The sequence below is a fragment of the Roseibium sp. AWQ4_290 genome, assembly GCF_056160985.1.
In genome coordinates this window covers 425,216-444,350 of sequence record NZ_JBSWYG010000001.1, presented here as the reverse complement: position 1 = coordinate 444,350, position 19,135 = coordinate 425,216, and the positions used below count along the sequence as shown (strand labels likewise).

The following is a 19,135-nucleotide window of genomic DNA, read 5'->3' as shown; positions in this document are numbered from 1 at the left end:
AGCATGTAATACGATCCGGAGGCGGGAAGAAACCGGCAGATGTCATTTTTAGCAAGAGCTGCTGCTGCTGGCAGGCATTCCTCTGATGGACCCTCAGTGTGCTTTATTCGCTGCCGTTTGAAGGCGCACGGACTGCGCTGAGACGGTCCGTCAGGCTGCGGATCGCGTCTGCGTCAGCATTGGCGAAGGCAAAGCGAAGGTAGGGCTCCTGCCGGGCGCCGAAGAAGGAGCCGGGCAAGGTGGCAATGCCGTGGGTTGTCGCAAGTTGGGTGGCCACCTGTTCGGACCCGATGCCGTCAAACGGGTGGCGGATATAGGCAAAATAGGCGCCCTTCGTCAGGAGCTGCCAGTCTTTCAAAGGTGCGAAGGCTGTGGTCAGGGCCTGCGTGCGCCGGGCGATCTCGGCGCGGTTGTCCTCCCGCCAGTTTCCCAGTCCGGCGAGGCCCTTGGCAACGGCCGACTGGGGCGGGCAGGGGGCGCAGATCTGAAGATTGTCCATGATCTTGGCGGCCGCTTCAATCACCTGTGCGCCCGCCGTGATCGCCCCCAGCCGGTGGCCGGGAATGCAAAAGGATTTGGAAAAGCTGTAAAGGCTGATCAGCCGGTCCTGCCAGCCGGGCCGGGAAAACAGGCCATGGGGCGCCGGGGTGGGGCTGGGCAGAAAGTCCCGGTAGGTTTCATCCAGGATCAGCCAGAGATTGCGCTCTGAGCACAGGTCAAACAGCTGGCCCAGCAGGGCGGGGGGATAGACCGCGCCGGTCGGATTGTTCGGGGTGATGACGGCGATGGCCCTTATGTCCGGGCTCAGAGCGGCGGCGATGTCGCCAAGATCCGGCAGAAAGCCGTTTTCCGGCTTTGCCGCAACGGTTTTTGTGCCGATGCCGAGCATGGCAAGACTGGTGTCGTGATTGAAATAAAATGGGGTGATCAGCAAAAGCGACTCCCCGGGGCGTGCCACGGTGAGGGCGGCCACCACAAAGGCCTGATTGCAGCCGGATGTGATTGCGGTCTCTTGGGGTGTGACCGGAGCCTGATAGAGATCAGCCTGATAGGCTGCGTAGGACTTGCGCAAGCTGTCCAGGCCTTCGATCGGGCCATACCCGAGGAGGGCTGGATCTCCGGCGGCTTCCTGCAGCCAGCCGCGCAGGCGCGGATGGGGTGGATAGCCGGGCACAGCCTGGGAGAGATCGATCACCGGCCCCGCGCTGCCGTCATAGCCGGCGAGCGCCTGTTGGATCCGCGGGATCGGGGGCGGGTTGAGGGTTTCGATACGCGGGCTGAGCGGAGCGGCGGGCAAGAGCGGGTCCCTTTTATGGTTTCGGGGCCCAGGTCTCGTCGGGGCCCGGGCCGTTATGCCGGTCAGGCGCGTTTGACGCCGGGCAGGGCGCACAGCATTTCAAACAGGAAGTTGGCGGCGATCACTGCCGTGTTGCCGCTTGTATCATAAGGCGGGGAAACTTCCACCAGATCCGCGCCGACCAGAGAAAGGCCCGCGCAGCCCCGGATGATCTCAAGCCCCTGGATTGTTGTCAGGCCGCCGACCTCCACCGTGCCTGTGCCCGGTGCGAAGGCCGGGTCCAGACTGTCAATGTCATAGCTCAGATAGACCGGAGCATCGCCGATTTTCTCGCGGATCTCCGCCATGAGCGGGGTCAGGGACTTGTGCCAGCATTCTTCAGCCGGGATCACCGTCCAGCCCTTGTCGCGGCCCCAGTCAAAATCGGCCGGGCTGTAGCCGCTGCCGCGCAGACCGATCTGGAACACCTTGTCGTTCTGCAGCAGGCCTTCCTCGTGCGCGCGGCGGAATGGACAGCCATGGGCGGCGGTTTCGCCGAACATGGCGTCATTGGTGTCCGCATGGGCATCCACATGGATCAGCGCCACCGGGCCGTGTTTTTGCGCCATCGCCCGCAGGATTGGCCAAGTCAGGGTGTGGTCACCGCCCAGCGTTAGCGGAACGGTGTCGTGGCGCAGGATCTCGCCATAGGTCTGGGCGATAATCCCGACGGATTTTTTGAGATCGAATGTGTTGATGGGAACGTCGCCAATATCCGCCACCTGGAGGCTGTCGAAAGGCGCGGCCCCGGTTGCCATATTGTAGGGGCGGATCATCCGGCTTTCGTCGCGTATCTGACGGGGCCCCAGACGGGTGCCGGAGCGGTTGGAGGTGCCGATATCCATCGGAATGCCGACAAAACAGGCATCAAGTCCTTCAGCCGTTGCCTGAGAGTGAAGGCGCATCATGGTGGCCGGGCCGCCCATTCGCGGCATTGTGTTTCCCCCGAGCGGCTGGTTCAAAAGTTCCGTCATTGTGTCCTCGTGTCCTTCTTGCCGTGACCTTCTCCAGCAGGGTTCTTCGTATAAATAGGTATTTTCCGAAAATAGCTTCGTGAAATACCGAAGATATGGTCCGAAAACTGCCAAATGATCCTGCAGACTGGCCTTTCTTCAAAGTCAATTCCTGGAGCCAAAGCGAATGACGGTTACTTCGTTATATGTCGAAGTTATGCCCGTATTTTTTTGATGTTTTCCCAAGCCAGTCCCGCGTTTCCATGGAGGTAATACATCCAAAGGGGACAAAAATGTCTGAGCACTTCACGTCGATCAAACGCCGTACGCTTTTGAAATCCGCCATGGCCTCCGCCATGACCCTGGCAGCCCCGTCGGTCCTGAGAGCGGCTTCCGAGCCGCTGAAAGTCGGGGTCTATGGGGGGTATTTTCAGGACAGTTTCGACAAGCATGTCTATCCGGACTTCACCGCCGCCAGCGGCATTGAAGTGGAGAGCATTGCCGTGCCGACCGGGGAAGCCTGGCTGATCCAGATGCAACAGGCGGCACGCGCCCGCCGGGCTCCGTCCGATGTGTCCATGATGGCGACCACCAGCGCGCTGCGGGGCATGAAGACCGAACTCTTCGCCAAACTTGACGAGAAAACGATCCCGAACCTGAAGAACATCAAGCCGGAACTGATGCTGCGCTACGAGGACGGTTCGGTTGCCGGTGCCGCTGCTGTATCCTGGTACATTACTCTGGTGCAGAACACGGATGTGTTCCCGGAGCAGATTGAAAGCTGGGCGGATATCTGGGATCCGAAATACAAGGATTCCCTGGGGATGCTGGCGCTGGTCTCCAATTCCTACCTTCTGGAAATCACCGCAAAGACGTTCTTTGGCGGTGCGGACTATCTGAAGGACGATGAGTCCATCATGGAAGTGCTGAACAAGGTGGCCGAACTGAAGCCGAATGTGCGGCTGTGGTACCGGGACGAGGCCCAGTTCGAGCAGGCGCTGAAATCCGGTGAGATTCCGATGGGCCAATATTATCACGATGTGGCCGGTCTGGCGGCCGCCGACGGTTTCCCCGTGCGCTCCACCTTCCCCAAGGAGGGCGGTCTGCGTGACAGCGGCAATTGGGTTGTTGCCGGTGCATCGGACAAGATCGATCAGGCCAAGGTCTTTATCGACTACATGTCCCAGCCGGAGATCCAGGCGATGCTCGCCCGCAAGCTGGGAACCGCTCCGAATGTGGACCGTTCGCTAATGGACCTGACCGACGCGGAATTCGCAGCCGTCTCCTCCGACATCGATCCGGTGATCCCGCGCTACGATCTGCACACGGAGCGGACCGAGTGGCTCAACCAGATTTGGTCGGAAATGCTCAACAGCTAAGCCCTCTTCCCCTGAAACCAGGCCGGCTCTGCTGCGGCGGGGCCGGTTCACTCTGCTTTTTTGGAAACCGCATGTCCGGATTAGTCGTAGACAAGCTGCACAAGTCTTTCGGTGGATTTGAAGCGCTGAAGGGCGTGTCCCTTTCTGTGGATCATGGGCAGTTCATCTGTTTATTGGGCCCGTCAGGCTGCGGCAAGACCACCTTGCTGCGGATTGTTGCGGGGCTGGAGCCGGCCAGCAGCGGGCGCGTTCTGCTCGATGGCCGCGACATTACCGGCGTGCCTGCCCACAAGCGCGACTTTGGCATGGTGTTTCAATCTCTGGCCTTGTTTCCCCATCTCTCGGTGGCTGAAAATGTGGCCTATCCCCTGGCGATCCGGGGTGTTGCCAAAAGCGAACGGCTCAAGCGGGCCGAAGCGGTGCTAGATCTGGTGCATCTGCCGGGCCATGGCAGCCGGGCGATCACCCAATTGTCCGGCGGGCAGCGCCAGCGGGTGGCGATTGCCAGGGCGCTTGTCATGGAACCGGCGCTGTTTCTTCTGGATGAGCCCATGTCCGCGCTCGATGCCAAGCTACGCGAATCCATGCAGGTTGAGGTCAAGCGGCTGCAGCGCCAGCTGGGCGTGACCTCCCTTCTGGTGACCCATGACCAGCGCGAGGCCATGACCACGGCGGATCTGGTGGTGGTCATGAACGGCGGTGAAATCCAGCAGATCGCTGCGCCGATCGAGATCTACCGCAGCCCGGCCAACGCCTTTGTCGCCGACTTTATCGGCATCACAAATTTGTTGAAGGGCGAAGCTAAAGCCGGTCTGTTTGAAGGGCCTGGCGGCAAGATCGCCGTGGACGGTCTGCCGGAGACCGGGCCGGTGACCCTGTCGGTCCGGCCCGAGGATCTGAGCCTGGCCACTGCGCCCTCAGATGCCTGCCTGAGGGGCACGGTCAGTTTCATCCGGCAATTGGGTGCAACAACGGAAGTCAGCATTTCCGGGGCCAACGAAAACGATCCGGAACTTACCGTCAGCCTGCCGGGCCGGGCGCCCTGTCCGGTGGCGGTTGGGGAGGCGGCCTATCTGACCTGCGACCCCAAGGCCGCCGTGGTGCTGGCCTAACCCATGCAGACCACTCGTCCGACGACCCCGCTGGGATATCTCCCGATCCTCTTGCCCGCATTGGCGCTGGTGGCCTTTTACATGGTGCCATTCGGTACCATGGTCAGCCTGTCCTTTTTCAAAAATCTGGGCGGCGGCGCCTATGAAACCGTCTTCACAACGGCCAATTACGCCCGGCTGTGGTCCTCTTTTGTCTTCGGGGTGCTGATCACCTCTCTGGAAGTGGCTGTGCTGGTGTCTGTTCTGGCAGTCGCCATCGGCTTTCCCTTCACTTATGCGCTGGTGCGCAGCGGCCGCGCAACCCAGGTGTTCTGGCTGATCCTGATGCTGTCCGTTCTCTCCTTGTCGGAGGCTATTATCGGCTTTGCCTGGTCCACGCTGCTGTCGCGCACCGCCGGGGTCGGGGCGATGGCCGAGGCTCTGGGGCTCGTGGAGCGGGCCTCAAGCTATGCGCCGAGTTTCTTTGCTGTGATTGCCGGTGTCTTCTATATCGCGCTGCCTTATGCGGTGCTGCTGTTCTACCCGATCCTGAGCCGGCTGGATCCGGATATCGACCAGGCGGCCCGCACCCTGGGGGCTTCGCCCTTGCGCAGTTTCTTCGGGGTGATTGTGCCGCTGCACCGGGGGCCGCTGCTGGTGACCTTCATCATGATCTTTGTCTTCACGCTCGGTTCCTATCTGCTGCCGCAGGTGCTGGGGCGGCCGACCAACTGGACGCTGTCCGTGGTGATTTCCGATCAGGCGCTGCTGCAGGCCAACCTGCCGTTCGCGTCAGCCCTCGCGATCTTCCTGATGACGGTGGCCTGTCTTCTGGTGCTGACCGTCTATCTCTTCGGCAGAAAGGGGCAAAAGGCATGATTGGATCTTTGTTGAAACGCGCCTTTTTCACGGCGGTAGGGACTGTGATGATCGCGCCTTTTGTGGTGATTGCCGGGGTCTCGGTGAATGAGCGCCGGTCGCTCAACTTCCCGCCCGAAGGCTTCAATCCGAGCTGGTATGCGGATCTGTTTCTGGATCACGGCTGGCGGTCCGCGCTTCTGACCTCGCTCGGCGTTGCGCTGGGGGCGGCCGTCCTGTCCGTACTGGTGGCCTTTCCCGTGGCGTGGTTCAACTGGCGTTACCGCACCGGGTTTGGCCGGTTGGTGGCCGGGATCGGGGCCATGCCGTTTTTGCTGCCGCCGGTGATCACGGCGGTCGGGTTCTTGAGCTTCTTCATCATGATCGGCGCCTATGGAGAGCTTTGGACCGTCATTGTGGCCCATGCGGTGTTTCTGGTGACACTGCCCATTGTCACCCTGTCGCTGGGCTTTGAGGAAATCGATGACAGTCTGGTGGAGGCGAGCCGGTCCATGGGCGCTGATGAATGGACCTTGCTGCGCACAGTCGTGCTGCCGATGATCCGCGCCTATCTGGTGTCCGGCTTTGCCTTCGTGTTCGTCATTTCGCTGAATGAATACATCATCGCGACCATGACTGTTGGCGCTGTCACCGAAACCCTGCCGATGAAGATCTTCAACGCCCTGCGCTACGGCTACACCCCCGTGATGGCGGCTGCCTCCGTGGTGTTTGTGGCTGCGACCGTGCTGATCTTTGCCCTTGTCGCCTGGTTCGGTGACTTGCCCAAACTGATGGGAGCCCGCAAATCATGACATCTGCCCGCCGGATGCTGGCTGAAACCACGCTGTCCCCGTTCTGGCTGGACAATCCCGCTGCGCCGGAAACCTGTGCGCATCTGATCGGCCCCCGGGAGGCGGACCTGCTCATTGTCGGTGGCGGCTTCACCGGATTGTGGGCGGCCATCATCGCTAAACAGCGGGACCCGGACCGCGAGGTTGTGGTCATCGAAGCGGGCAAGGTCGCCCATGGGGCTTCGGGCCGTCCGGGAGGGATCGTCTCTGCCTCCGTCATGCACGGCCTTGCCAATGCCCAGCGCAATTTTCCCGAAGACCTGACGGTTCTGGAGGACTTGGGCCGGGAGAACATCAACGGCTGGCGGGCGGCGATCGAACAGTTCGGCATTGACGCCGATCTGGAATGGAACGGCGAGATGACCGTTGCTGTCGATCCCGCAGACCTGCCAAAACTTGAGCGTGAATACAAGCTGCATCAGGAGCATGGCCACAAGGTCGAGTGGCTGGACCGGGATGCTGTGCAGAGAGAGGTTGCCTCGCCCATGTTCCAGAGCGCGTTCTGGAACCGGGGGCAGACCGGCACGGTGCATCCGGCAAAACTGGCATGGGGGCTGAAACAGGCCGCGCTGTCTCTTGGGGTTGCGCTTTATGAACACACGCCGATGGAAAGCGTGGAGGACAAGGGCAGCCACCTTGAGGTCAAGACCCATGACGGGCAGGTGCGGGCGCCGAAAGTGCTGTTTGCCACCAATGCCTGGGGCGCGGGGCACCGCAGGATCAAACGCTATGTCGTGGCCATGCGCGACCGGGTGATCGCCACCGAGCCCCTGAGCGCAGAGCAGCTGGCCCGGGTTGGCTGGACCAGCCGACAGGGCATTTATGACACGCGGACGCAGCTGAACTATATGCGGCTGACAGCGGACAACCGGATCGTCTATGGCGGACGTATAGGCTATTATTTCGGCGATCAGACCGACCCGGCAGGCGACCGCAACCGCAAGGTCTATGAGCGCCTGGCTGGCTATTTCCTGAAGACCTTCCCGATGCTGGAGGATGTGCGCTTCACCCATGCCTGGTCCGGCCCGATTGACCTGACCACCCGCATGACCGTGCATTTCCAGCCCTATTATGGCGCCAAGGCGCTTTATACCGGAGGCTATTCGGGCTTTGGCGTCACCGCCACCCGCTTTGGCGCTCGCATGGGGCTCGACATTCTCGACCGGTCGGACCGGCCGGAAATGAAACTCGATTTTGCCAGGACCTTGCCTAATCCCCTGCCGCCGGAACCGTTCCGCTGGCTGGGCGCGGCGCTGACCATGCGCGCGCTGGATGAAGTTGACGAAAAGGGCGGCTGGCGCAAGGCCTGGATCCGTCTTGTCCATTCTCTGGGGTTTCCGCTATGAGCACTTTGATCCAAACCTTGCGTGACCGCCAGAACTGCGTTTTTCTGGATGGTGGTTTTCTGAAAGGGGAGGGGGCTGCCCGTCAGGCGGTGAACCCATCGACCGGCCGGGCATTCGCCGAATTTTCAACCGCCGTTCCCCGCGATGTGACCCAGGCAGCCCGGTCAGCCGAAGCTGCCCTTTCCGGCTGGCGGGATCTGGCGCTGCAAGAGCGCGCCAGGTATCTGCGCGGGTTTTCTGCAGGTCTGCGCTGCCGCCGGGAGGTCCTTGTGGAGCTGCAGATGCTCAACAACGGCAAGCCAAGGGCAGAGGCGGACTTTGATCTGGACGATGCGGCGGCCTGTTTCGACTATTATGCGGAGCTGATTGAGGGGGACGGTCTGAAAAGCGCCGACATGGCGCTGCCGGATGGCCTGCGCGGACACCAGACCCGCTTGCCCTATGGCCCGGCGGCCCTGATCGTGCCGTGGAACTTCCCTCTTGTTACAACTGCCTGGAAACTGGCGCCTGCTCTGGCTGCGGGCTGTCCTGCGCTGTTGAAGCCGTCCGAGTTCACCACGCTGGCCGAACTGGTCTATGGGGATATCGCAGTCGAAATCGGCTTGCCGGACGGGGTCCTGTCGATCCTGCCGGGGCTTGGCGAGATCGGGGCTGCGATGATTGCAGCCCGGGAAATCCGCAAAGTGTCCTTCACTGGCTCGACGGAGACCGGGGCCAAGGTGATGGCGGCGGCCGCCCAGCGTGTCCTGCCGGTTTCCCTGGAGCTTGGAGGCAAGTCTCCAATCGTCGTGCTGGCGGATGCGGAGATCGACAGCGCGGCGGAAATCGTTTGCGCGGGCATCCTGTTCAACACCGGTCAGATGTGTTCTGCGACCTCCCGGCTGATCGTGATGGACAGCGTGGCAGACGATCTTCTATCTGCCATCCGGGCCCGGCTGCGCAAATTGCGGGTCGGAGATCCCCTGTCCGGTGAGATCGATATGGGCCCGGTTACGACCTTGCCCCAGCGTGACAAAGTGCTCAGCTACTTTCTGGCCGCCCGAGCGGAGGGCTTGACCTGCCTTGCCGGGGGCACCGGAGGGCGGGGTGAAGGTTATTTTGTCGAGCCGACTGTCTATCTGGATGTTCCCGAAACAAGCCGCTTGTGGACCGAGGAAGTCTTCGGCCCGGTTCTGTGTGTCCGGCGGGTTGCGGAGGAGACCGAAGCCCTGCGCCTTGCCAATGCGACCGGCTACGGCCTTGCCGCCACCGTTGTGGGCGGGGATACGCAGCGGGCCGAGGCGCTGGCCGCCCGGATCGATGCGGGCCACATCTGGGTGAACACGCCACAGATCATTTTTCCGCAAACCTCCTGGGGTGGCTTCAAGGCCAGCGGCATTGGCCGGGAACTCGGGCCGGGCGGGCTGATGGCCTACTGCGCCCTCAAACATGTCACAACAAACTGATCGCTGGAGCTTTTCTTGAGGCAGACCGCCGACATTCTCTTTTACAATGCGCGCCTGATGACGATGGATGCGGATGTTTCCGGAACGGCGATTGCCCTTGCCGGGGGCGAGATCCTGGCGGTCGGAGACGACGAGACAGTCAGGGCGCTGGCCGGGGAGCAAACCCGTATGATCGATGCAGACGGGTCCACGGTCATGCCGGGTCTCAATGAAAGTCATGTCCATGTGTTTGCCGGGGCGGCGGAACTGGCGCAGCTGTCCCTGTTCGAACAGCACGGGTTTGATACCATTTGCGGCCTGATCCGGGCCTATGCGGCCGAACAGCCGGACCTGCCCATCGTGCTCTGCAACACTGCAGATTATACAATCTTAGGCGAGGACACTCCGGTGACCCGGCAGGTTCTGGACGACATCTTGCCGGACCGGCCGCTGGCTCTGATGTCGCCGGATCATCACACGGTCTGGGCCAACACGGCTGCGCTTGCGGCTGCCGGGCTTCTGGAAGGCAAGGTGCTGCCCCCCGGCAATGAGATTGTCATGGGGGCTGATGGGTTGGCCGCGGGCGAGTTACGTGAACCGGCTGCGTTCGGGCCGATTTTCAGCTTGACTGTCAATGCGGGCCGGGACCGCTTGGGTCTTTCCACCGGCAAGGATCCGGAGGCTTCGCCGAGCGCTCAGGACCGGGCGGCGGACCGGGAAATTATCTACCAGGGCCTCAAACATATGGCGGCCTATGGGATCACCAGCTTCCAGAACATGGATGGCAACCGTTATACGCTGGAGCTGCTGGCCGAGCTGGAAGACGAAGGCCGCCTCATCTGCCGGGCCCGTGTGCCCGGCCGCTGTGTCGGCGGCGATCCGGCACCGGCGATTGCCTACGCCGTCGCGCTCGTCCGGGATTATGCCTCTGATACGCTGAGCGCCGGGGCGATCAAGTTTTTCATCGACGGGGTTCTGGACAGCCACACGGCGGTGATGAGCCAAGACTATGAAGACCGGCCGGGCTGGCGCGGCGAACCGCGTTTCGAGCCGGACGTATTCAAGCAAATGTGCATCGCTTCAGATGCGGAAGGCCTGCAGATCGCGGTGCATTCCATTGGCGATGGGGCGACCAGGATCACGCTGGATGCCTATGAGGCGGTGCGCGCGGCCAACGGGCCGAGGGACAGCCGTCACCGGATCGAGCATCTGGAAGTGGTGCGGGAAGAGGATTTTGACCGGCTGAAGACCCTGGACGTGATCCCGTCCATGCAGCCTCCGCATCCCCCGGGCCAATGCGGCCTGCCGATGGAGCCGACCGTCTCGCGAATTGGCACGAAAAACTGGTCCCGGGCCTATGCCTGGCGGCGGATGCTGGATCTGGGGCTGCCCTTGATCTTGTCCTCCGACTGGCCGGTGTCCCCGGTTGATCCCTGGGCCTCGATTCATTCTGCCATGACCCGCCGTCCCTGGCATGACAGCCAGCCGGACAACCGTCTGACGCTGGACGAAGCACTGGCCGGATACACCACCCATGCGGCCCATGCCGAATTCAAGGAAGACCGGAAGGGCCGCCTGAAGCCGGGCTATTTTGCCGATGTGATCCTGCTGGACCGGGACCTGACTGAGACCGGGCCGGAGGAGATGGCGTCGGTCAAATGCCTTGTGACCATCTGCAACGGCAAGGTGACCCAAGACACGCTCGGCTCCTGAAACGCCTATGACCTCAGTCATGCCTTTGAATTATTGTTGAGATCGGCGCGCGGGTGACCGGCGGGCCAGGACCGAACCGCCAGCGGCGGATCATTTCGATCAATGGGGGCACGGTCTTTGGCCCAAACTGTCCGGCCGGGCCCTCCCGGGTGGCAGCCCATTATTCTCTGGAAGGCTGAGGACGGCCCGCCAGTCTATATTTGCAACAAGGGCTTTATGTGGCCCCGCACGATCTCTCCGGCCGGCTGGACCGGGGCGAGCCGGTCGGGACAGACGAATATAAACTCCGCTGTGCCCCGGCGTTCAATGCCCCGCCCGGTGCCTATGACTGGTTGAACAACCGTCTTTTTGTTGCAGATTGCACTTTCACCCTGAGGCCGGGTGGGAAACGCTTGATACCATCCCAAGTGTGATTGGTATGAACTCCTTGTCTGTTTGCGCGTCCGGATGCACAAACGGTATCTCCTGTTCTGGAATGGCTTCAAGAGACACAAGGCGCATTGATGAAACGAGAGACGAGGCCTGGCCCCGCACCGGACCGGAAACTGAATTTCTCCGTGGAGACCATCGATATCCGGCTGATCCGGATTTTCATGGCTGTGGTGGAAGCGGGGGGCATGTCCGCCGCCCAGCTGGAGTTGAACCTCGCACTGTCGACCATTTCGGAGAAGATCTCCTCTCTGGAAAAGCGCTTTGGAGTGAAATTGTGCCATCGTGGCCGGGCGGGGTTTTCCCTCACCTCTGCAGGCACGCAGTTCCACGAGGAATGCGAACGTCTGCTCAGCGCCATTGATACATTCGGCCAGCGGGTGGGGTCGCTCACGGCCAAAATGCCCAAATACCTGACGGTCGGGTTGATCGACAACATGATTTCCGATCCGGGCAGCCCGATCAGCCATGCGCTTGGACGGTTCGCCGAAGAGGCGTCCGGAGTGCATATCCAGTTGATGACGCTGACCCCGAATGAACTTCTGGCTGAAGTGCTGGCCCGTCGGATTGATATGGCGGTCGGCAGCTTTCCGAAGATCATTCTGGGCCTTGAATATCTCGATCTTTACAAGGAGATGCATCATTTCTACTGCGCAGAGGGCCATCCGCTCTTTGAGGTGCCGGATGAGGAGATCGGCATTGACACGATCCGCCAGCACAGGATCGTGTCACGGTCATACTGGGGCGCGCGGGATACGCGTATCTTTGCCATTCCGACGGCCCACGCGACAGTGTCGGACATGGAGGCCGAGGCTCACCTGATTCTGTCCGGTGCCTTTTTGGGGTATCTGCCTGAACACATGGCAGACGTCTTGTCAGAACGGGTCAGCCTGCGGCCGATCCGCACCGATGTGTTTTCCTATCCGGCCCAGTTCCAGATTGCTCTGCGCCAGAACTGGCAGAACCAGAAGGTGTTACGGCTGATGGTCGAGTGGCTGCAGGACGGCCTGCGTTTGAACCGTCCGGATCAAGCGTAAGCAATGTTTTCCGGGCAGCCAAGGCCGACACTGGGGCCGGTTCAGCGCCCGCAGCCGGCGGCCGTTGCCATCAGCCCTCGATTGGAGCGGTGGAGCAGTTTCTGCAAGGTCAGGTCTTCGGCTTCCTGCAGGGATTTGGTGGCGCGCGGCTGACTCATTCCGATGATTTCTGCGGCCCGTTTGAGCGAGCCATTGCCGTCAATGGCCGAAATTCAGAGGGAGCTGTCTTGGGGGGCGTCTGGTAAGTGGTTGCATAGTCGAGGATATTGTCAATTTTTCATTTGGTTATATCAATGTTCGAAGACAACGGATTTACACCCTGTTATTTGCGCGTATTTTCGGCAAAAGAGACAAGAAGCATCCTCCAAACGGTCAAATCTCCCTAACCAGGGTGTCTGTTTGGGTACATCTGGGAGATAGGCATGGGCCTGATCAATTATGTCACCCGCGTTCAATTCGGGTTTGGCGAAATCAGAACACTCAAGTCCGAGCTGGACCTTGCCGGAATTTCCCGCCCGCTGGTTGTGACCGACAAGGGTGTGCGTCAGCTCGGCTTCCTGGACAGGGTCGAAGCGGTTCTGGGTACCGCACCCGCCGGTGTCTATGATGAAACCCCCGGCAATCCCAATGAAGCTGCGGTGCGCACCGCGACGGACCTTTTCAATGAGGTCAAGGCCGACGGTATTATCGCGATCGGCGGCGGGTCTGCCCTGGATCTGGCCAAGGCGGTCGCCATCCTGGCCGCCCATGGTGGAGCGCTGAAAACCTATGCCGTGATCGAAGGCGGGATCGAGAAGATCTCCGACAGGACCTGGCCGACCATCGCTATTCCGACCACCTCCGGGACAGGCAGTGAAGTGGGCCGTGCGGCGATTGTCATTCTGGATGACGGCCGCAAGGTTGGCCTGCTATCGCCTTACCTGATCCCGAAGGCGGCGATTGTGGATCCGGAGCTGACCATGAGCCTGCCGCCGATGTTGACAGCGGCCACCGGCATGGACGCGATCTCCCATTGTATCGAGACCTATCTGGCCCCGTCTTTTAACCCGCCGGCGGACGGCATTGCGCTGGAAGGCCTGCGCCGGAGCTGGTTGAATATCCGCGATGCAGTTGAAAACCCGAAAGACCGGGAGGCCCGCGCCAATATGGCAATCGCCGCGACCATGGGCGCCATGGCGTTCCAGAAGGGCCTTGGCTGTGTTCACAGCCTGAGCCACGCTCTGGGGGGCATCAATCCCAAGCTGCACCATGGCACCTTGAATGCGGTCTTCATGCCCGCTGTCCTTGACTTCAACAAGAATGCGCCGGACGGGGGCGGCGAGAACAAATATAACCGTATGGCGGGTGTCATGGGTCTTGAGTCCGGTGACCAGATCAGCGGCGCGATCAAGGAAATGACGGCTGCCATCGGTCTGCCGACCACCTTGTCGGAAATGGGCGTCACCAAAGACCTGTTCGACCGGATCATCACCGGCGCCCTGGCGGATCACAGCCACAAGACCAATCCGATCGAGGCATCGGCCGAAGATTATCTACATATGCTGGAAGCTTCTTTCTGAGGACTAGAGTATCTTGCAAACTTATCGCACGATGCTCTAGCCTCTGGAGAATGGCCGCCGGAATTACGCGATATATTAGGTCAGGCGCTATACGACCTGATCAAATACCGGCCCGGATTGCAGGCGCAATCCTGCCATGAAACTTGATCAGCAAGACAATGCTCTGGATGCATGGCCACTGGCGTCTCCACGGCTGGGGAGACGGCAGGTGGCATTTGCTGTCGACTGCCAGGTGTCTGTCGTCAGAGGCCATTGCGCGCATCCGGTCTTGCTTGGGTGCCTGTGAGCTCCAGCAGCTGGCGCATGGCTTCCGGCCGGTCCCAGTGGGCCGGACCGGTCATGCGGCCGAGCTCGCGGCCATCCGGGCCGATCAGCACCGAACTTGGAATCCCAAAGATGGTCAGCGCGCGCATGGCGCTTTGCCCCGGATCGGAATAGGCGGGAAGGTCCCGCAGGTTATTGCGTTTGTAAAAGCGCTCCACAGTGCCGATGCCAGTCACGTCAACGGAGATCGGCAAAATACGGATGGGATAGCCCTTGAGGCTGCGGGCAAGAGCGTCAAGCGACGGCATTTCTTCCCGGCAAGGTTCGCACCAGGTGGCCCAAACATTCACAAAGAGATAGCTGCCCCGGAAATCGGCCAGTGTCAGGCTGTTTCCAGCGGCATCCTGGAAGGAGACTTCCCGGACCGGCTGCGGGGTGCTCAGCACGGACAGCTGGCCCGTGGGCAGGTCGGCTTGAAAAAGCTTGGGAGAGAGCGTTGCAAAGGCAATAAAGCTGCCGATCAGCAGGGAAAGCGTCACCAGGGAAGACCGCATCCGGATGGGAGACCCCTTCTGCTTAGCATGAAAAATACGCAGCGGAAGATTAGCGGCATTGTGGCCAGTTGAGAACTGGGGCGGTGGGATTTTGAGAGTGAGGCCCTTGTTTCGAAGCGTTTGGGCAGAGCACGCGCCAAGCCGGGGGCAGACATAAGCCTCTGGTTCGGCGCGTGACGCGTTCATCCGGTTTCAAATCCGATACAGCGCGATGTGTTCTTGCGGCTGTGACTTTGCGAATGCAAGGCGGTGGACGTCAGTCTGCCTTTGCCTTCAGGAAGTCCCCCACCTCCAGCAGAATGAATTCATTGTCGTCCGGGGCACCAAGGCGGCGGCCGGAGGAGAAGGGGAAATTATTGTCGTTGCCGACAATGATATGATTGCTGTCCACGCGATCGACATTCTCAATGGTCACAAAGGGAAAGGTGAACCGGCCATCTTCCCGCCGGCCCTGACGGGCCAGACCCTTCGGGTCCTTAATGTTCAAAAGGTCGATATAGGCAACCTTGTGGACGGGCTGGCCCGGTTCGGAACCAGCCATATCAATCAGATAGACCCGTTTGAAGGCTGCCGGTTTTTCAAAGCAGTTGCCGTTATCACCGGCCTTGCAGGCCAGCTCCGCATCACCCTGGCCGCCGTCGCGCTCAAGGATCAGGCCCCGGGTCGCGTCGATCATGTTGAAATCGCCGATGGCGTGGCTGTCTGATTCCAGTGGATAGATCCAGAACCGGCCGGTCCAGGCGCGGGTTTTGGCGTCCATTTCCAGTAGCCGCAGGGCCGTGCGCCCGTCGGCCGTGGTTTCATAGCGGCCGGAGGCAGCATCCCAGAGAGGACCTTCCAGCAGCGGATAAAGGGTTTTGCCGTCAACCGAAGAGGCAAAGCCTTCATAGCCGCGCGAGCGTTTTGCGTTGGGACCGGAAGCTGCCTTATCCGGGTTGGACAGGGACAGGAATGGATTGTCCGGTGACTGGACGGGCGTGCCATCGATGATGGTGTCGTGGATTTCCTTGATTACGCCCGTGGTCTTGTCGGCAACCAGCACGAAGGGGCCGAATTCATCACCGATGACAATGTCGCCGCCAACGATCTGAAAGCCCTCAATGTCGAAATCCGAACCGGTGAGATAGCGCGTGTCCGTGCCTTCCATGGTGATGGGAAAGGGCACGATCTTGTGCGGATCTTTCAAAAAGACTTGGCGGAGGACCTCCACCTTGCCGGTTTTGAAATCCGGTTTGAGGATCGAGAAGAACAGCATGGCGTCCGGAGAATTGGCCTTGCCACCAAAGCCGTTGTCGGTCAGGACGGTATAGGTCCCGTCTCCCATGGCCTTGATGCCGGAAAATCCCTGCAGCGGCTGGCCTTTGAACGGCAGGGCCTTCCCGCTGGCCGGGGCCGCTGTGGAGCGGCGGTTGCCTTCGCCGGTGAATTTTCCGGAGGTCTGTAGAGCTTCCGGGGCATCGGCCGGGGGCTCGATCAGGGTTTCGGCGGGCAGGACGGCATGGCCGGCAAGGGTCGCGCCGTATTCGGCGCTGTCTGCGAGAGCGGACGTGGCGGTGGCGGTCAGGAACAGAGTGATCAGCATACGGTGCATAGGGGCTCCTCATCAGGTCTGCGGATGATGGGGGCAGCGTAGACCGCCGCCGTCACAGGGGCGTGTCGCAACCGTATCAGATCCGTGAAGCTGCGCGGTGAAGCAGGCCGGGTGAAAAGCCAAAGCCTGCCGTTACGGCTCTTTTGCTGCGCCGCATAATCACTTGGTCCAATAGACAGGGGCTTGATGGTTTTCCACTGGCGGATTTTCGCGCCGCTGACCGCAGAGCCGCGTGTTCCAGATCAGCCCGCCAAGGTTAAAAATGGCTGAAATCTGCCAAATTTCAAAGCTCTCCCAAAGTCTTACGTCCTTCGGAGTTCCGTTAAGATACGTAGTCTACGACCTAAGTCGTGTCAGCCGTTAGTAGTGTTGAAACCGGGTTTTTGGCTGCTACTGTCCCGGTCTCAGTTCTGATCAGTCTTCCAGTCTTGGTTGGAAAAGACGTTCCAATCCAGTTCGGCCGCGGGTGAGGTTGGGCCGTGCCGGGTTGGGCGAATGAAGACACTGTGCCCGGTCCTTGGTGGCGTTCCCGGTTGTTGACAGGCCTGGGGGCGCTGGACGTGCCGAGGCTGAGACTGATTGGGCGGAATTGCACCCCCGTTTCCCTTGCTGGCTGCGGTCACAAGGGATCAGACGGACGAAGTGGAGGAGACGACATGTCTGACAACTCATCCAAAAACGCTTATTGGTCCGCCAATATGCGGATCATCTCGATCAGCCTTGTCATCTGGGCGCTGGTCTCATTCGGGTTTGGCATTCTGCTGCGCCCCATGCTGAGCGGCATAGCCGTCGGCGGCACGGATCTCGGCTTCTGGTTTGCCCAGCAAGGCTCGATCCTGGTCTTCCTGGCCATCATTTTCTTTTATGCCTTCTGGATGAACAAGGTCGACCGTGAACACGGTGTGGACGAAGAATAAGGACCGCTGAACAGATGGATCAGTTTACTATCAATCTGCTGTTTGTGGGCGGCTCCTTCGCGCTTTACATCGGCATCGCTATCTGGGCCCGTGCCGGCTCGACCTCCGAATTCTATGCGGCCGGGCGTGGGGTCCACCCCGTGACCAATGGCATGGCGACAGCGGCGGACTGGATGTCTGCTGCTTCTTTCATTTCCATGGCCGGGCTGATTGCCTTCACCGGCTATGACAACAGCTCCTTCCTGATGGGCTGGACCGGTGGCTATGTGCTGCTGGCACTTTTGCTTGCGCCCTACTTGCGCAAATTCGGCAAGTTCACCGTCTCCGAATTCATTGGCGACCGGTTTTACAGCCAGACCGCTCGGATCGTTGCCGTGATCTGTCTGATCGTTGCCTCGACCACTTATGTGATCGGGCAGATGACCGGTGTCGGCGTGGCCTTTGGCCGCTTCCTGGAAGTGGACAATACGACGGGGCTGCTGATCGGCGCCTGCGTGGTCTTTGCCTATGCGGTTTTTGGCGGCATGAAGGGCGTGACCTATACGCAAGTGGCGCAATATGTGGTGCTGATCACAGCCTATACCATTCCGGCAATCTTTATCTCGTTGCAGCTGACCGGGAACCCGATCCCGGGCCTTGGTCTGTTCGGCACCGATGTGGCAAGCGGGGAGCCGCTGCTGACCAAGCTGGATCAGGTGGTGACGGATCTGGGCTTTTATTCCTATACGGCCCACCATGCTGATACGCTCAACATGGTTCTGTTCACCTTGTCGCTGATGATCGGCACGGCCGGGCTGCCCCATGTGATCATGCGGTTTTTCACCGTGCCGAAGGTTGCCGATGCCCGCTGGTCCGCCGGCTGGGCGCTGGTCTTCATCGCGCTGCTGTATCTGACGGCTCCGGCGGTTGGCGCCATGGCTCGTCTCAACATCACCGACATGATGTGGCCGAATGGCGGGATCAGCGGTGGGGCTGTGACCGTTGAGCAGATCGAGAACGACCCGAAATATGACTGGATGGACACGTGGCAGAAGACTGGTCTCCTGAACTGGGAAGACAAGAACGGCGACGGCAAGATCCAGTACTACAACGACAAGAATGCGGACATGCAGACCCTGGCTGCGGAAAAGGGCTGGGCAGGCAATGAGCTCACCAAGTTCAATCGAGACATTCTGGTGCTCGCCAATCCGGAGATCGCCAACCTGCCAGGCTGGGTGATCGGTCTTGTGGCCGCCGGGGGCCTTGCAGCCGCCCTGTCCACTGCCGCCGGATTGTTGCTGGCCATTTCGTCGGCCGTCAGTCATGACCTGATCAAGGGGGCGTTCAATCCGAACATATCGGAACGGGGGGAATTGCTGTCGGCGCGCATTGCCATGGCCGTTGCCATCGTGGTCGCCACCTATCTGGGGCTCAATCCACCCGGATTTGCCGCGCAAACCGTGGCGCTTGCCTTCGGTCTCGCGGCGGCCTCGATCTTCCCGGCGCTGATGATGGGGATCTTCTCGACCCGCATCAACAACTCCGGAGCCGTGGCCGGGATGCTGGCAGGCCTCGTGGTGACCCTGGTCTATATCTTCCTGCACAAGGGCTGGTTCTTCATTCCAGGAACCAACACCTTCTCCGATGCGGATCCGTTGCTTGGACCGATCAAGTCGACCTCGTTCGGTGCGATTGGTGCGGCGGTCAACTTCCTGGTGGCCTATGTGGTGACCGGTATGACCAAGGAAACGCCGCAGGCGATCAAGGATCTGGTGGAAAGCGTGCGTGTGCCGCGTGGTGCCGGCGTGGCGCAGGAGCACTGATCAAGGCTGCGGGCGGCCTTCAAAGGTTGCC

17 protein-coding genes are annotated in these 19,135 nt (G+C 60.7%); 12 read left to right on the top strand and 5 right to left on the bottom strand.

The window, feature by feature from the left end; genetic code table 11:
* Positions 1-103 precede the first annotated feature (103 nt).
* Together ACXAH0_RS01990 and speB are read right to left on the bottom strand one after the other, a co-directional pair.
* Complete coding sequence (locus ACXAH0_RS01990; protein ID WP_475188664.1) at positions 104-1,297, bottom strand: aminotransferase; 1,194 nt, start codon at positions 1,295-1,297, stop codon at positions 104-106.
* Between the two features lie 62 nt (positions 1,298-1,359).
* On the bottom strand, positions 1,360-2,310 hold the full coding sequence (gene speB / locus ACXAH0_RS01985; protein WP_475188662.1) for an agmatinase: 951 nt from the start codon (positions 2,308-2,310) through the stop codon (positions 1,360-1,362).
* Positions 2,311-2,582: 272 nt separating this feature from the next.
* Here speB and ACXAH0_RS01980 point away from each other — a divergent pair, with 272 nt between their 5' ends.
* From ACXAH0_RS01980 to ACXAH0_RS01940, 9 genes are all read left to right on the top strand, one after another.
* Positions 2,583-3,668, top strand: coding sequence for an ABC transporter substrate-binding protein (locus ACXAH0_RS01980; RefSeq protein ID WP_475188661.1), 1,086 nt, complete (start codon positions 2,583-2,585; stop codon positions 3,666-3,668).
* A gap of 71 nt (positions 3,669-3,739) precedes the next feature.
* Entirely contained in the window at positions 3,740-4,780 is a 1,041-nt protein-coding gene (locus ACXAH0_RS01975) for an ABC transporter ATP-binding protein (RefSeq protein ID WP_475184711.1), read from the top strand.
* A 3-nt stretch (positions 4,781-4,783) separates the two neighbouring features.
* Positions 4,784-5,638, top strand: a complete 855-nt coding sequence (locus ACXAH0_RS01970) for an ABC transporter permease (protein WP_475184715.1) — start codon at positions 4,784-4,786, stop codon at positions 5,636-5,638.
* A complete protein-coding gene (locus ACXAH0_RS01965; RefSeq protein ID WP_475188756.1) occupies positions 5,638-6,429 on the top strand; it encodes an ABC transporter permease in 792 nt (263 codons plus the stop codon). Before ACXAH0_RS01970 ends, ACXAH0_RS01965 begins: the two co-directional genes overlap by 1 nt.
* A complete protein-coding gene (locus tag ACXAH0_RS01960; RefSeq protein ID WP_475188658.1) occupies positions 6,426-7,814 on the top strand; it encodes an NAD(P)/FAD-dependent oxidoreductase in 1,389 nt (462 codons plus the stop codon). Before ACXAH0_RS01965 ends, ACXAH0_RS01960 begins: the two co-directional genes overlap by 4 nt.
* Positions 7,811-9,259 (top strand): aldehyde dehydrogenase family protein, encoded by a 1,449-nt coding sequence (locus tag ACXAH0_RS01955; RefSeq protein WP_475188657.1) that lies wholly within the window; start codon positions 7,811-7,813, stop codon positions 9,257-9,259. The genes ACXAH0_RS01960 and ACXAH0_RS01955 overlap by 4 nt, the downstream gene beginning before the upstream one ends.
* A 15-nt stretch (positions 9,260-9,274) precedes the next feature.
* The gene (locus ACXAH0_RS01950) at positions 9,275-10,951 is read left to right on the top strand and encodes an amidohydrolase (RefSeq protein ID WP_475188656.1); all 1,677 of its coding nucleotides are present in this window, start codon (positions 9,275-9,277) and stop codon (positions 10,949-10,951) included.
* Between the two features lie 218 nt (positions 10,952-11,169).
* Positions 11,170-11,364, top strand: coding sequence for a DUF3237 family protein (locus ACXAH0_RS01945; protein WP_475184728.1), 195 nt, complete (start codon positions 11,170-11,172; stop codon positions 11,362-11,364).
* A 90-nt stretch (positions 11,365-11,454) separates the two neighbouring features.
* Positions 11,455-12,417 carry a LysR family transcriptional regulator gene (locus ACXAH0_RS01940; protein WP_475184731.1) on the top strand — a complete coding sequence of 321 codons (963 nt, stop codon included), beginning with the start codon at positions 11,455-11,457 and terminating at the stop codon, positions 12,415-12,417.
* Positions 12,418-12,458: 41 nt separating this feature from the next.
* On the opposite strand, the gene ACXAH0_RS01935 is transcribed toward ACXAH0_RS01940, so the two are convergent.
* Positions 12,459-12,620 (bottom strand): helix-turn-helix domain-containing protein, encoded by a 162-nt coding sequence (locus ACXAH0_RS01935; protein WP_475188753.1) that lies wholly within the window; start codon positions 12,618-12,620, stop codon positions 12,459-12,461.
* 219 nt (positions 12,621-12,839) lie between these two features.
* Between ACXAH0_RS01935 and ACXAH0_RS01930 the strand changes: the two genes are divergently transcribed.
* Complete coding sequence (locus ACXAH0_RS01930) at positions 12,840-13,976, top strand: iron-containing alcohol dehydrogenase (protein ID WP_475188654.1); 1,137 nt, start codon at positions 12,840-12,842, stop codon at positions 13,974-13,976.
* Between the two features lie 242 nt (positions 13,977-14,218).
* On the opposite strand, the gene ACXAH0_RS01925 is transcribed toward ACXAH0_RS01930, so the two are convergent.
* Both ACXAH0_RS01925 and ACXAH0_RS01920 read right to left on the bottom strand, forming a co-directional pair.
* Entirely contained in the window at positions 14,219-14,794 is a 576-nt protein-coding gene (locus ACXAH0_RS01925; RefSeq protein WP_475188652.1) for a TlpA family protein disulfide reductase, read from the bottom strand.
* A 256-nt stretch (positions 14,795-15,050) separates the two neighbouring features.
* Positions 15,051-16,385: an esterase-like activity of phytase family protein gene (locus tag ACXAH0_RS01920; protein ID WP_475188650.1), complete on the bottom strand. Its 1,335-nt coding sequence runs from the start codon at positions 16,383-16,385 to the stop codon at positions 15,051-15,053.
* 656 nt (positions 16,386-17,041) lie between these two features.
* Between ACXAH0_RS01920 and ACXAH0_RS01915 the strand changes: the two genes are divergently transcribed.
* Together ACXAH0_RS01915 and ACXAH0_RS01910 are read left to right on the top strand one after the other, a co-directional pair.
* Complete coding sequence (locus tag ACXAH0_RS01915; RefSeq protein WP_475184746.1) at positions 17,042-17,302, top strand: DUF4212 domain-containing protein; 261 nt, start codon at positions 17,042-17,044, stop codon at positions 17,300-17,302.
* Positions 17,303-17,316: 14 nt separating this feature from the next.
* Positions 17,317-19,104, top strand: a complete 1,788-nt coding sequence (locus tag ACXAH0_RS01910; RefSeq protein WP_475184750.1) for a sodium:solute symporter family protein — start codon at positions 17,317-17,319, stop codon at positions 19,102-19,104.
* Positions 19,105-19,135 lie beyond the last annotated feature (31 nt).

Bases quoted from the DNA above. Each gene is read 5' to 3' on its own strand.
- ACXAH0_RS01955 (WP_475188657.1), top strand. From the start codon at position 7,811: ATGAGCACTTTGATCCAAACCTTGCGTGACCGCCAGAACTGCGTTTTT.
- ACXAH0_RS01910 (WP_475184750.1), top strand. From the start codon at position 17,317: ATGGATCAGTTTACTATCAATCTGCTGTTTGTGGGCGGCTCCTTCGCG.
- ACXAH0_RS01915 (WP_475184746.1), top strand. From the start codon at position 17,042: ATGTCTGACAACTCATCCAAAAACGCTTATTGGTCCGCCAATATGCGG.
- ACXAH0_RS01970 (WP_475184715.1), top strand. From the start codon at position 4,784: ATGCAGACCACTCGTCCGACGACCCCGCTGGGATATCTCCCGATCCTC.
- speB (WP_475188662.1), bottom strand. From the start codon at position 2,310: ATGACGGAACTTTTGAACCAGCCGCTCGGGGGAAACACAATGCCGCGA.
- ACXAH0_RS01940 (WP_475184731.1), top strand. From the start codon at position 11,455: ATGAAACGAGAGACGAGGCCTGGCCCCGCACCGGACCGGAAACTGAAT.
- ACXAH0_RS01975 (WP_475184711.1), top strand. From the start codon at position 3,740: ATGTCCGGATTAGTCGTAGACAAGCTGCACAAGTCTTTCGGTGGATTT.
- ACXAH0_RS01930 (WP_475188654.1), top strand. From the start codon at position 12,840: ATGGGCCTGATCAATTATGTCACCCGCGTTCAATTCGGGTTTGGCGAA.
- ACXAH0_RS01920 (WP_475188650.1), bottom strand. From the start codon at position 16,385: ATGCACCGTATGCTGATCACTCTGTTCCTGACCGCCACCGCCACGTCC.
- ACXAH0_RS01980 (WP_475188661.1), top strand. From the start codon at position 2,583: ATGTCTGAGCACTTCACGTCGATCAAACGCCGTACGCTTTTGAAATCC.
- ACXAH0_RS01925 (WP_475188652.1), bottom strand. From the start codon at position 14,794: ATGCGGTCTTCCCTGGTGACGCTTTCCCTGCTGATCGGCAGCTTTATT.
- ACXAH0_RS01960 (WP_475188658.1), top strand. From the start codon at position 6,426: ATGACATCTGCCCGCCGGATGCTGGCTGAAACCACGCTGTCCCCGTTC.